We start from the raw sequence: 13,218 nt of genomic DNA, 5'->3' as shown, positions 1-13,218 counted from the left end.
AGGTTTTCTAATTAATGAGTGATTTTTCTCCCATCGCATGGTGTGAGGGTATGTTTTTGCGCCCTCAACATTTTCAGCAACAAGAACGAGCAATCAATTTTGAGGCGAAAGAAATTCAACAATTGCTTTCTCCTTACTCTTGGGGTGTCTCTACCATAAAATTTAATCATGCCTTATTAAAAGAAGGTCAACTTCATCTAGAGCACTGTCAAGCAATTATGCAAGACATGACCTTAGTGAATGTACCAGTTAAGGATAATTCACCTAAACCACTAAATGTTGAGCAAGAAGCGAAAGATGTGTTCGTCGTACTTGCCATTCCAGCAGATAAGGTGCGTGGACAGAATATTGCCTCTGATACAGAAGAAGTGGTAACGCGTTATATCTATACTGATCAGTCGGTTACTGATGTAGTCACTGGTCAGGATGAAGAAATATTGCAACTAGCTTCTTTGCGTCTTCAGTTAAAAGTCACTAACGATACTTTACCGGGCTATCACTCTATTCGGGTTGCAAAGATCAAGGAAGTGACTACGGAAGGCGCGATTGTTCTCGATCAGGATTTTATTCCTCCGTCTTTGAACGCCAATAACAATGCGACCATCCATAAATATTTAAACAATATTGTTGCGATGATAAAGATACGTGCGGATGCACTTGCTCAGCGATTAGGGCAAGGCAAATCGGCATCGGCATCGGCGGTTGATTTTGTCATGCTACAAATGCTCAATCGTCACGAAACGACCTTGCGTCATTTCAGCCAGTGTGTGGATTTACACCCTTTTCAATTGACGACAGCATTGTATGGGTTAATTGGTGAGCTAGCGACTTTTTCCACCAAGTCTAAACGCCCACCTGTATTACCTAAATACAAACATGGTGATATGGCCGAGCTCTTTCATGTGGTTCACCAAATGCTCAGCCAGTACTTAAGCGTAGTACTAGAACAGACAGCAACAAAGCTACCGCTTGAAATCAGGCAATACGGCATCCGTGTATCCAGTATTCCGGATAAAAATATCTTGTCTAAATGCCAGTTTGTTTTGGCGATAAAAGCCGATGTTGCGAGTGAGGAACTACGTGCGAAATTGCCATCACAAATGAAGTTGGGTCCCGTCGAGAACATTCGAGATCTTATCAATAACCAGCTTCACGGCATTGCCATTTCACCGTTAACCGTTGTACCTAGGCAAATTCCCTATCAGGCAGGATATCAGTATTTTGAAGTGCTCAAAAAAGGTCCTTACTGGCAACGGTTAAAAGAAAGTGGGGGTCTTGCTATTCATATATCTGGTAATTATCCGGGTATCGATATCGAGTTATGGACAATCAATCAATAAAGTTGAAGTAGAGAGATGGAAGAGACTGTAATGAAGCCCACTCCAGGGCGAAGAGGTGGTGCGAAACCGGCACCAGCAGCGCCAACACCGCCTACTCAACAAGAAGGCGACAGCACAGTATTACTAACGAAGGTCATTCGGGAAGAAAAATCATCCAGCGTTATTGCATTCGGAGAAAATTTACTCCTTGCCGAAGCCAATGTTGTTCTTTCTTTAGTTGGACAAATTCGTGCAACAGCGCAATATGGCGATGTACAACAACTGCGTGATGCGTTTGTCCAGAAAGTTCGAGATTATGAAACGCGCTTACGTTTACAAAATGCACGTAACCAAGACATTGATACTGCAAGGTTTTGCTTGTGCTGCCTTATAGATGAAACCGTTTTGAATACGGTCTGGGGTGGTCAATCCATCTGGGTGGACAACTCACTACTTTCTACTTTTTATGCGAATACGCAAGGTGGAGAGCAGTTTTACGACTTCCTTGATAAAGCCATGTCCACTCCAACGGAAAATTTAGATATCCTTCAGCTTCAATATATTTGTATGTCTTTAGGGTTCGTTGGGCGATACCGCCTTGAACAGAATGGTATCGAATCTCACCGTAGTCTTAGGCAAAGAGTATACGATGTGATTACCGCTGTCAGCGAGCGCCCGCCCAAGGTGCTTAGCGATGGGTGGCAGGACAAGGTTCGCATCGGTGAAGAAACCACAGAAAGCACACCCGTTTGGGTAACCCTATCTATTGCGGGTGCGCTTCTTGCTGCAACGTATATGGGGTTCAATTATAAAATCAACGAAGAGTCGAATCAGACTTTTACTAACTTACTTAATCTTATTCCCCCTGTAGAGATTTCTGAATCGATACCCTTGGCGGATGTTGCGCCGGTTGCCAAGCGTATTCAAGATTATTTAGCGACAGAAGCTGAACGTGGCATGGTTGAGATTCAACAACTGCCTGATCGAGTAAGAATTTCATTTTCAGCCAACGAGCTATTCGATTCAGGAAGTGCTGAACTGGTACAACATATCCGTCCAGTGCTTTCTAAAGTAGGGCGTTCACTTGAGGGGACGAAAGGTCGAATTATGATTGTAGGTCATACCGACAATAAGCCCATTTTTACCAGTAAGTTTCCATCCAATTGGCATTTATCTCTTGCGAGAGCAACGTCGGTTACCAATCATCTTGCTTCAAGCAGCAATTTAGTGGGTCGATTGATTCCTGAAGGAATGGGGGATGCAAGACCTCTTGTTGACAACGATACAGAGGCAAATCGTGCGAGAAACCGCAGAGTTGAGATCGACTTAATGGTGGTCCAAGGAGCAGCAGGAGAAGAGCAGTGAGTTTGAAATCGGTAGGTAAATTTGTCAGCCAAAAATGGTTTGTAGGCTTAATCGGTTTGATCGCCCTTTCTTTAATGATATGGCTAGTTGGACCTCTGATTGCTGTTGCAGGTCATGAGCCACTAAAAAGCGAAACGTCACGATTTCTAGTTCTACTCGGACTTATGTTTATCTGGGGTGTTGTTAATATTCGTCAACAAAAGAAAGAAAAAAAAGAAGAAAACGAAAGTATACAGTCGTTGCTCGAAGTCAATGCGCAAGAAGACGAAGAGTCGGCAGCGGAGATCGATTTACTAAAAGGTCGAATTGACCAAGCGATCCAAGTATTAAATAAGTCAGGGAAGCGCGGAAAACAAAGTATATACAAGCTTCCGTGGTACGTTTTAATCGGTCCTCCAGGGACGGGTAAAACCACGGCTTTGGCAAATTCAGGGTTGGAGTTCCCACTATCGGAAAGTTTGGGGCAAGATCCTCTTTCCGGAATTGGTGGTACGCGGCATTGTGATTGGTGGTTTACCAACAAAGCCGTACTTATTGATACAGCAGGTCGTTATACCACTCAGGACAGCCACTCAGAGAAAGACTCCAAAGCTTGGCTAGGGTTTTTAGGTCTACTAAAAAAATACAGAACTAAGCGTCCAATCAATGGGGCGATTGTAGCCGTGAGCTTGGTTAGTCTGATGAGCCAAACGCGCACTGAACGAGGAATGCATGCAAGGGCAATTAAAGCGCGTATTCAAGAGCTAAAAAATCAATTGGGCATGCAATTTCCTATTTACATTGTATTTACGAAAGCCGATTTGATTGCAGGCTTTAATGAATACTTCGCCGATTTAGAAGATGAAGAAAGAGACCAATTACTCGGGTTCATGTTCCCGGAATCCTGTGATGATGAGAAAGGCGTAATATCGCTTTTCAACAAAGAGTTCCATCATATGCTTGAGAGCTTAGATAAGCGTATGAACAAGCGTCTTGAGCAAGAAACCGATCTTGATAAGCGTGCACTGATTTTTGAGTTCCCTAAACAGCTTCGAATGCTTCAAGCCAATGCCGATGAATTCTTAAGTGACATTTTCGCCAAAAATGCATTCGAAGAATCAACGATGATTCGTGGGGTGTTTATCGTTAGCTCGGTACAAGAAGGGATGCCGATTGATCGAGTGATGAATGAAACATCGTCAGGGCTTGGTCTGTCTCAGCTTTCCCTCAAAACCAGCTCTAAAGAATCGGTGAGTTATTTCATTCGCTCGTTATTTGAAGACATCATTTTTAAAGAGCAATACCTTGGCAGTGTTAATCGTCATCATCAAAAACAAAACCGTTGGGTGAAACACGGTGCGTTGGCGTTGAGTGTAATCAGCGTTGCATCATTTGGGGCCATTTGGTTCCAAAGTTTCCAGTGGAATCAGGAACTCATTGATGAATCAGACCGTCGAATTGCGGACATCGACAATCAAGTGAAGCGAATTGACTTCAACTTTGAAGATAACCTCATCGAATCACTGGCGTTACTCGATCAAGTTATGCAGTTGCCAATGGGCTACGCAGGCTACTATGAAGACGTCGATGGTATAAAGAAATTTGGGTTATACCAGGGTAATAAGATTGGTCAACCAGCAAAAGCCGCTTACCACCAAGCTCTAAAGGGGTACTTTTCTAAGCTCTTGGAATCTGCGTTGATTGAAGAAATGAATGAAAAGAAGGCGCACCGTGAGTATCTGTATGAAACGCTGAAAACCTATTTAATGCTATTCAATCCGGAGCGATTTGAGCTTGTCCATGTAGAAAGTTGGTTTGAGCTTTATTTTGAAAAGAATTTCCCAGGGGAATTCAATGAAGAAAAGCGCGCTTCTTTAATGCAGCATACTAAAAACTTGCTTCTCAATGATGACTTAGGGCTATACGTCAATCACGATGCGGTAAGAGATGCGCGAAACGTGCTTACACAGTTGCCTTTGGCGGAGCGTGCTTACCAGCGTATGAAGTTACAATTCATCAAAAGTCATGTTCCATCTTTTAGAATTACGGATGTTTTGGGCTCACAAAGTTTAAGCCAATTTGAAAGAAAGAGCGGAAAGCCTTTATCTGCGGGGGTTCCTGGCTTTTACACATTCAATGGCTTCCACAGTATTTTTCAAATGCAAATAAGCCGCACCGTTAAGAATTTAATGGAGGACAATTGGGTCTACGGAGACAACATTGATATTCAGGCCGTTGATCACGATTTAGCTGTTAAAGGAGTACGAGAGCGATACTACCGAGACTACATTTATGAGTGGGAATCTCTGATAAATGACATTTCTCTGAAAGCGACGCCAAGCCTAGAGTTAAGCTTGATTCAAAGTCGCATACTTTCCAGTTCAGAAAGACCGATTGAATCCTTCTTAAAAGCAGTACAAAAAGAGGTATCACTGACCAAGGTTTCATTGAGTCAAAATGAGAAAGTGGCAGCAGAAGTCGCGACAAAAGCCGCTGACGTGGCACTCCATAATAAGAAGAATGCTATAGGGCGATTTATGCCTACCGAGAATACCAATCTCGCCATTTCGCTTCCGGGGAAAGAAGTAGAAAGAGCATTTAAAGGCATCGTTAAGATACAGCAGCAAGACTTTGAACTGATCAATCAGTCGCTGGTTGGTTTACGAGAGTACTTAGCCGATCTTTCCAGCTCAGGGAACAATCAGAAGCTGGCCTATAAGAGCATTTTAGATGGCACAGTGACCGAAGATGTTGCTCGTTCTCTCAAGCGCACCAATGCCATCTTACCATCGCCATTTAATCGATGGTTAATTGGCTTGTCGAATGAATCAACACGCTTGGCAGAAAAAGGTTCTCAAGTACACCTTAATCAGATTTGGCAATCACAAGTCGTGAAAGATTACGAACGCAGTATCAAGGGACGTTATCCTTTTAGCCCTGCGGCTAAACATGAGGTCAATCTGAAGGATTTCAAACGATTCTTCGGCTATGGCGGTACGCTAGACAATTTTTTCACCGACTACTTGGAACCGTTCGTTGATACCTCAGGACGTCATTGGCGTTTTGAAAAAGAAATCGGAGTGAGTCAAGAAACACTGATTGTATTCCAGCGCGCAGAAAAAATACGTCAAACGTTTTTCGAAGCCGATAACTCAGTCAAGATCGATTTCGGATTGAGACCCAAATACCTTGATCAGCATATCTCAAAATTCAAGCTAGAACTGGGATCTCAGCAATTGGTTTATAGCCATGGACCTGAAAGGACGCAAAGATTGTCGTGGCCTTCAAGCAGTTCTGAAACACGCATTATATTCATACCGCCCAACTCTTCACGAGAAATATCTCATACCTACGAAGGGCAGTGGGGGTTATACAAAATGTTGGATCAATCCTTAAAAGCTCGCCCTGAAACTAGGAAAGACAACATTGTGATGATTGATCTTAAAGGCAATAAAGTTCAATTGGAGCTGATTCCGAGCAGCACCATTAACCCATTTTGGTCGAACGATATGGAGCGATTCTCATGTCCTCAAACCTTATAACCGAGCAATGGGGCTATTTTGGAAAAATTCCAGCAAAGGGAGACTTTATACAAGAATCTCTGCCACTCGATTTTTTGAAAACTTGGCAAGATTGGCAGCAAGCTGTCTTGGCCGTGAGCCGCGAGCAGTTAGAGGAGAGCTGGACTACCCATTACATGAATGCGCCCATTTGGAATTTCGCATTACCCGCCAATGTGTGCGGTGAAAAAGTCATTATTGGCACGATGATTCCCAGTGTTGATTCGGTAGGTCGTTATTACTTCTTTACTTTAGCTCGGCCTGTAGACGGAACGGCCATTTCATACTGGTTGGATAGGTCTTGGAGTGAAAGAGCAGAAGAGCAGGCACTAGCTGTGCTAGAGGATAATTTTCAGATAGAGCATTGGAATACTCAGTTGCTAAACGAACATTGGGAAGCCGTTCTATCTCGTAATCCGGTTTTTAAAGCAACACCAATTTCTGGAGAGTTTCAAAACCTCATTTACGAGGAACAGATTCCACTAGGGGGAAACGATCTTCTTCAACATTTATTGAGAACCAAGCTTCCAAGAACGTGTTTCTGGTGGACGGAAGGTTCGGAAAGCATTCCTGCCATTTCGACCTTTACTGATGGTTTACCAGCCGTTGGGCAGTTTTCTGCGATGTTGGATGGTAATTGGGACCAATGGAATTGGTAAGGAGTAAAACAGTATGAATTGGAACATCTTTACCTTTTCAAAAACCCATCCTGGAAAAGTAAGACCTTATAACGAAGATTCACTTCTTGATTTGTCTGCTAAAAGAGTTTGGGTGGTAGCAGACGGAATGGGCGGGCATGAAGCCGGTGATATCGCGAGCCAGATGCTGGTTGACACCATTGAAAAGTATGCAAACGAACATCAAGACTTTTCTATTGATGATCTTAGACGTGCAGTGCAGCAGGCTAACCGGTCAATTTATGAATACGCGAAATTAAATCTCGATGGCAAAACCATGGGTACAACTTTGGTGTTGTTGTACATCCAAGATGGCTTTTATCACTGCTTATGGGTAGGGGATAGCCGCATTTATTTGATGAGAGATAACCACCTTGTTCAAAAGACGCGAGATCACAGCCAAGTCATGGATTTGGTTGACCAAGGTCTGCTGAATTTTGAGGATGCAGAGAGCCATCCACTGGCCAATGTGATCACCAGAGCGATTGGTGTGGAACCCGATGTCGTCATTGATCAGGTATCGGGTCAATTGGTTCCCGGTGATCAATTTCTTCTGTGCAGCGATGGATTAACCAAAGAGCTTAATAACACGGAAATTTTACGAACATTACAGGCTGATGCGGTGAGCCAATCAGGCTTAGCCTTAATGCATTCTGCGTTAGTGCGTGGAGCACAAGATAATGTGACATGCGCACTGATCAAAGCGATGGCTGCGGAGTATTCCTCAGAAGTCGCACATTCGAACGACGCAACCGTTCCCATTTTTGCAAGAGGTCGCTAACCATGATGTATGAAGCGTCAGATTTTGAATGGATAGAGCAGGCATTGTTGCCTATTTCGTCAGAACTCCCTTCAGGTACTGATCCAAGGCAAGATATTAGCCCTCAATCTGCCTATTTTCGATTAAAAGACCTGAGAATGGTTGCCCGAAATGAAGAAAGAAATGCCATCATTTTGGAAGAGCCTTTGCTGAACTATGTGAATCTTTGGAGCGCATTTTTAGAAACAGTACCTGAACAACTTACAGAACAATCTAAAGATCTGGAGCTCGTCGCATGGTTAATCGAGGCGATGACTCGCGCCTACGGATTCAAAGGGTTTGCAGAAGGGTATTCGCTTGCAGCCGGCTTAATAGAAAACTTCTGGGAAACGCTACACCCCATGCCTGACGAAGACGGGATTGAAACGCGTGTGACGCCGATTATCGGCCTCAATGGATTGGAAAAAGAAGGGACATTATTGTTTCCTATTTCGTCTATTCCTTTGACTGACGTTAATACAGGCCAGTCTTATGCTTACTGGGAATATCAGCAAGCGATAGATTTAGAACGTTTGGATGACGATAAAAAGCGCCAAAAAATTGATTCCGGAGCCGTTGATCTAAAAGCGATTCAAGAGGCAGTCGCGCAAACCTCCAAAGAGTTTTACTTACGGCTGGGAAGTGAATTAGAACAGGCGATAGCCGCATTTGAGCGATACAGCCGCTCCATGGATGAGGCTTGTGGGGAGGTCATGCCTAGCTCCCATATTCAGAAGAAGCTTGAAGCCATTCAATCTGCACTTAATCACCTAGCGGGCGACAAGCTCAAAGTGGAAGCTGATCCAGTACAGGAAGAAATGCCTGTGGATTCAGATGACTCTGACACTATTGAAGCAAGTTCGCCTATTCAATCAGGGCAATTGCTTGCAGCCAATTTAACTTCAAGGAAACACGCAATTGAACAATTGCAGAAAATAGCCGAATTTTTTAAAGAAACTGAACCGCACTCTCCCGTTTCGTACTCAATCGAACAGGTGGTGAGGTGGTGTGATATGCCTTTGCCGGAACTACTGGCAGAGCTTATTTCTGATGGAGAAGCCAAAAATGGCTACTTCCGTTTAGTTGGCATAGTAGACCAAAATGGTGAATAACAAAAAAGGGAGAGTCCTATGACGAGTATCCACTCGAAACTGTCACGAGTAAGGAAGCCTCGTGTCCATATTACGTATGACGTAGAAACTGAAAATGCTTCACTTAAAAAAGAGCTGCCTTTTGTTTTAGGCGTTATGGGTGATTTTGCAGGTCACAATACGGAAGCTTTGAAGCCTTTAAAAGATCGTCGTTTTATTCAAATTGATCGAGATAATTTTGATGATGTTTTGAAAAAGATGAGTCCGAGTCTTTCTTTCAGAGTTGACAATAAGTTAGCGGATGATGATTCCACATTCAGCGTTGATCTTCAGTTTAAGTCGATGAAGGATTTTGAGCCAGCTTCGATTGTTAACCAAGTTGACCCACTACGTAAGCTAATGGAAACGCGTAATAAGCTTCGTGATCTTATGACAAAAGTGGACCGTTCAGAGGAGCTTGAAGATGTCCTTGAATCTGTTCTGAATAATACCGACAACTTGAACAAGTTGGCAGGTGAATTGAACCTGAGTGAAGATGGCTCTGGTGATAAGAAAGAAGGAGGTGAGTAATGAGTACTCAAACTGAGCAGCAGTTAGATCCTACTACTGGTGAACAGAGCGTATCTTTCTTGGAACAAGCCATCGGGGCGACTAAGCAAACCGAGGCATCTCGTGCTGAAGAGTTAATCAAAACGTTAACTGAAGAAGCAATGAAAGGCACGATTACATGGAACAAGAACTTAACGGTGACGTTCCGCGAAGCGATTTCAGCATTAGATGCGAAGATATCCAAACAGCTTGCTGAAGTGATGCATCATCCCGAACTTCAAAAGCTTGAAGGAACGTGGCGTGGTTTGCATTACCTCACGTCCAACTCAGAAACCAGTTCAACGCTTAAGATTCGATTGATGAGTCTAACCAAAAAGGAACTGCACAAAGATCTGAGTAAAGCGGTGGAGTTTGACCAAAGCCAGATCTTCAAGAAAGTATATGAATCTGAGTTTGGCAGTGCGGGTGGTGAACCTTATGGTGCCATTATTGGTGATTACGAATTCACCAACCACCCTGAAGATATTGAGACACTAAGCTTGATGTCTAACGTTGCAGCGGCTGGGTTTGCTCCTTTCCTATCTGCAGCGTCGCCAGCATTGTTTGGCTTTGATGAGTGGACAGAACTGTCTAAGCCACGTGATCTAGAGAAAGTCTTTGAATCTTTAGAATATGCACAGTGGCGTTCATTCCGTGAAAGTGATGATTCTCGCTTTGTTTCTTTAACGATGCCTAAAGTGCTTGCTCGTCTTCCTTATGGTGAAGCCACAGCACCCGTTGAAGAATTTGGTTACGAAGAGTTTGATGTGGATCCGGTATCTGGCGTCGCGATCAATGCTCAGCACAATGATTACTGTTGGATGAACTCATCCTATGTAATGGGCGCGAAACTAACGGATGCGTTTGCGAAATATGGGTTCTGTACGGCGATTCGTGGGGCTGAAGGGGGGGGGCGTGTTGAAAACTTACCGACACACTTCTTCCAGAGTGATGATGGCGATCCAGACATGAAGTGCCCAACAGAAATTGGGATCACGGACCGCCGTGAATCAGAGCTAGGTAAGCTCGGTTTCTTGCCGCTTTGTCACTATAAGAATACGAACTACGCTGTATTCTTTGGGGCTCAAACTTGCCAAAAACCTGCGAAATACGATAACCCAGATGCAACGGCAAACGCCGCCATTTCGGCTCGTCTTCCTTATATGATGGCGACCTCTCGTTTTGCCCACTACTTGAAAGTTATGGCTCGAGACAAGATTGGTAGCTTTATGGAAGCGGAAGATGTAGAAACATGGCTAAACCGCTGGATCCTAACCTATGTGAATGCATCGGAAGGTGGCGGTCAGGAAATTCGTGCGCGCTATCCTTTGGCAGACGCAAAAGTTCAGGTGAAAGAAATTCCAGGAAGCCCAGGTTCTTACAATGCGGTTGCATGGTTGAAGCCATGGCTACAAATGGAAGAATTGACAGCATCATTACGATTAGTTGCGAAAATTCCTGAGTCAGGAAGTTAATGAATAAAATGGCTGACCCTAGGGTCAGCCACACTCACTATGACAGAACTTCAATTTGCAGACCCAGATCAGCTCGTTCATGACGTACAAAAGCCAAATGAGCCTACATTAGATGCTCTTTGGCTCGACCGATTCTTAGACATTCAGTCAGACTCACACTCACTGCGATTTTGGTGTGATGCGAACAATATTTCTAATTTTGAAGAGATGAATCAAAGCTTAATCAGCGTTATTGATTTGATCGACGAAACGTTGAATGCACAATTGAATGCCATTCTCCATGACGATTGTTTCCAGCAATTGGAATCGAGTTGGCGTGGTGTGCAGTATTTGGTGAATCAGAAGGAAGACTTTGGTTCCGAGCAAGAATCAAAAATCAAAGTGTTGTCATGCACTTGGGAAGAGTTAAGGCGCGATAGTCAGCGCGCCATCGAATTCGATCAAAGTAGCCTGTTCAAACTGGTTTATCAGAATGAGTTTTCCACCCCAGGGGGTGAACCATTCGGGTTGATTGTTGGAGACTATTGTATCTCACATCAAGCTGGCACGAATTTGCTTGATAGAGACATGACGTTAGTCCGTAAAATAGCCCAAACTGCGGCGGCGGCGTTTTGTCCTTTTTTGGTGTCTGCGACACCGAGTTTGTTTGGTGTCGATACGTTCGCCGATTTGGCAACAATTTTGGATGTGCAAGCCCAATTTGACCAACTGGAATATGAGAACTGGCGCGCAGTAAGGGCAAGTGAAGATGCCAAATTCATTGCTGTTACCGTACCTTATGTTCTTATGAGACAACCCTATAAATATGACGGCAGTCGATTAGACGCTTTTGCGTTTAAAGAAAAAGTGAGTGATTCAGAAAATGACTTTCTTTGGGGAAGTGCATCTTTTTGTTTTGCCGCAACGGTATTAAGAGCTTATAGCGAATCAGGGTGGTTTGCACATATTAGAGGGCTGAAAGCGGGAAGTTATGGGCAGGGTGTCATTGTGCCTCCCGTAAATAGCCAAACGCAATTTCCAGGAAAAGCTAAGCGATATCGTTCTCCGGTCAACTATCAAGTGTCTGAGTCGAGAGAATTGGTACTTTCGGATTGTGGTTTTATACCCCTATCCCCCGTATCAGACAGTCCGCTTATTGCATTTACGTCGAACTCATCCTTACACAGACCTAAGCTGTTCGAAGAAAAAGGAATTACGGTCAATTCTCGGCTTTCCTCAATGCTGCAATACACCCTTTGTGTCGCACGCATCGCTCACTATATAAAAGTTATGGGAAGGGACAAAGTCGGCAGTTATCAAAATGCAGCGTCAATAGAAGGCGATTTCCAACGTTGGTTGCATCAGTACACAACAGCATCAGATGAAGCTTCAGATGAATTAAGGGCCAAGTACCCACTTAATGAAGCTCGAATTCAGGTAAAAGAAAAACAAGGCAGTCCCGGGCACTATTACTCAATATTACATTTACGACCGCATTTTCAACTTGATCAAATGGTCTCAAGTGTTCGGTTAATCACAGAGCTTTCTCCAGATAAAGCGTTTTAAATAAGGAAAGTCATATGTCAGATTGGCAACTACTACTACGTCAAGCAAAGTTACAAGAAACGATCGATTCTGTAATTCAGTCGATTAAATCCAATCCAAAAGATGCAGCCCTTCGCAGTTATTTCATTGAGCTTTTGTGCATAGACGGGCAGTTAGAGCGAGCAGATGAACAGTTAATGCAAGCTATAAAGTTGTTCCCAGAGTTTTTGGCGGGTGCTAGCCAGATTAGACATTTAGTCAAAGCTGCTCAGGCGCGAGTAGACTTTTTCCAAGGTGGCGCGACAGCAAATTTCCTAGGCTCTAATGAAGAGCAATATACAAAATTGGCTGAGCTGAATTTAGCGATACATGAACAAAGAGAAGGGGATGTTGAGTTAATCAGTAGTGAATTAGAACAGATTCGACCTATAACCCCTCTACTCATCAATGGTACGCAATATGAAGATGTGCGTGATATCGACGACTCCTTGAACGGTTTTATTGAATTATTCAGTTCAACGGGTAATTACTACTTAGCGCCATTGGATCAACTGGTCTACCTCAACATCAAACCAGCGAGCAATCTGTTAGAGACGGTTTGGCGTCCTGTCGAGTTTGAAATTAAGGGCATCATAGAGGGAGAAGCTCACATTCCACTGACCTATGCTCGTAATGAAACGGATGGCAATAAACTCGGGAAAGAAACCGATTGGAAGCCAGTGTCTGGGGAAGCGGTCTTTGCTGGATTAGGGCAAAAAGTGTGGTTAGCAGGAGAGGGAGCGTTGCCACTAGCAACGGTGACCTCCATTGAATCTGTACCACAAACCATCGAAGCGTAGTA

The 13,218-nt window shown here is 43.8% G+C and carries 10 protein-coding genes; all 10 read left to right on the top strand.

Going from position 1 to position 13,218, the window contains the following annotated elements; all coding sequences use genetic code 11:
• Window positions 1-14: 14 nt before the first annotated feature.
• Genes tssK through HC752_RS08160 form a run of 10 tightly spaced genes read left to right on the top strand, consistent with a single transcriptional unit; the run spans window position 15 to window position 13,216 of the window.
• Entirely contained in the window at window positions 15-1,340 is a 1,326-nt protein-coding gene (gene tssK / locus HC752_RS08205) for a type VI secretion system baseplate subunit TssK (protein WP_190334644.1), read from the top strand.
• Window positions 1,341-1,355: 15 nt separating this feature from the next.
• A complete protein-coding gene (gene tssL / locus HC752_RS08200) occupies window positions 1,356-2,684 on the top strand; it encodes a type VI secretion system protein TssL, long form (RefSeq protein WP_190334643.1) in 1,329 nt (442 codons plus the stop codon).
• On the top strand, window positions 2,681-6,205 hold the full coding sequence (tssM, locus tag HC752_RS08195) for a type VI secretion system membrane subunit TssM (RefSeq protein WP_190334642.1): 3,525 nt from the start codon (window positions 2,681-2,683) through the stop codon (window positions 6,203-6,205). Before tssL ends, tssM begins: the two co-directional genes overlap by 4 nt.
• On the top strand, window positions 6,187-6,882 hold the full coding sequence (gene tagF, locus HC752_RS08190; RefSeq protein ID WP_190334641.1) for a type VI secretion system-associated protein TagF: 696 nt from the start codon (window positions 6,187-6,189) through the stop codon (window positions 6,880-6,882). The genes tssM and tagF overlap by 19 nt, the downstream gene beginning before the upstream one ends.
• A 13-nt stretch (window positions 6,883-6,895) precedes the next feature.
• A complete protein-coding gene (locus tag HC752_RS08185; RefSeq protein WP_190334640.1) occupies window positions 6,896-7,681 on the top strand; it encodes a PP2C family protein-serine/threonine phosphatase in 786 nt (261 codons plus the stop codon).
• A 2-nt stretch (window positions 7,682-7,683) separates the two neighbouring features.
• Window positions 7,684-8,811, top strand: coding sequence for a type VI secretion system protein TssA (tssA, locus tag HC752_RS08180; RefSeq protein ID WP_190334639.1), 1,128 nt, complete (start codon window positions 7,684-7,686; stop codon window positions 8,809-8,811).
• An 18-nt stretch (window positions 8,812-8,829) separates the two neighbouring features.
• Window positions 8,830-9,360 carry a type VI secretion system contractile sheath small subunit gene (gene tssB, locus HC752_RS08175; RefSeq protein WP_190334638.1) on the top strand — a complete coding sequence of 177 codons (531 nt, stop codon included), beginning with the start codon at window positions 8,830-8,832 and terminating at the stop codon, window positions 9,358-9,360.
• Window positions 9,360-10,853, top strand: coding sequence for a type VI secretion system contractile sheath large subunit (tssC, locus tag HC752_RS08170; protein WP_190334637.1), 1,494 nt, complete (start codon window positions 9,360-9,362; stop codon window positions 10,851-10,853). Before tssB ends, tssC (HC752_RS08170) begins: the two co-directional genes overlap by 1 nt.
• Before the next feature lie 39 nt (window positions 10,854-10,892).
• Window positions 10,893-12,398 carry a type VI secretion system contractile sheath large subunit gene (tssC, locus tag HC752_RS08165; RefSeq protein WP_190334636.1) on the top strand — a complete coding sequence of 502 codons (1,506 nt, stop codon included), beginning with the start codon at window positions 10,893-10,895 and terminating at the stop codon, window positions 12,396-12,398.
• Between the two features lie 14 nt (window positions 12,399-12,412).
• Window positions 12,413-13,216: a type VI secretion system accessory protein TagJ gene (locus tag HC752_RS08160; RefSeq protein ID WP_190334635.1), complete on the top strand. Its 804-nt coding sequence runs from the start codon at window positions 12,413-12,415 to the stop codon at window positions 13,214-13,216.
• The last annotated feature ends 2 nt before the right edge of the window (window positions 13,217-13,218 follow it).

The organism is Vibrio sp. S9_S30, assembly GCF_014694455.1.
Classification (GTDB): Bacteria; Pseudomonadota; Gammaproteobacteria; order Enterobacterales; family Vibrionaceae; genus Vibrio.
Note: the sequence above shows the minus strand (reverse complement) of the source record. Positions and strands in the feature narration are given on the sequence as shown.

Coding starts and splice junctions, on each gene's coding strand:
- tssK (WP_190334644.1), top strand. CDS start 15: ATGAGTGATTTTTCTCCCATCGCATGGTGTGAGGGTATGTTTTTGCGC.
- tssL (WP_190334643.1), top strand. CDS start 1,356: ATGGAAGAGACTGTAATGAAGCCCACTCCAGGGCGAAGAGGTGGTGCG.
- tagF (WP_190334641.1), top strand. CDS start 6,187: ATGTCCTCAAACCTTATAACCGAGCAATGGGGCTATTTTGGAAAAATT.
- HC752_RS08185 (WP_190334640.1), top strand. CDS start 6,896: ATGAATTGGAACATCTTTACCTTTTCAAAAACCCATCCTGGAAAAGTA.
- tssA (WP_190334639.1), top strand. CDS start 7,684: ATGATGTATGAAGCGTCAGATTTTGAATGGATAGAGCAGGCATTGTTG.
- tssB (WP_190334638.1), top strand. CDS start 8,830: ATGACGAGTATCCACTCGAAACTGTCACGAGTAAGGAAGCCTCGTGTC.
- tssC (WP_190334637.1), top strand. CDS start 9,360: ATGAGTACTCAAACTGAGCAGCAGTTAGATCCTACTACTGGTGAACAG.
- tssC (WP_190334636.1), top strand. CDS start 10,893: ATGACAGAACTTCAATTTGCAGACCCAGATCAGCTCGTTCATGACGTA.
- HC752_RS08160 (WP_190334635.1), top strand. CDS start 12,413: ATGTCAGATTGGCAACTACTACTACGTCAAGCAAAGTTACAAGAAACG.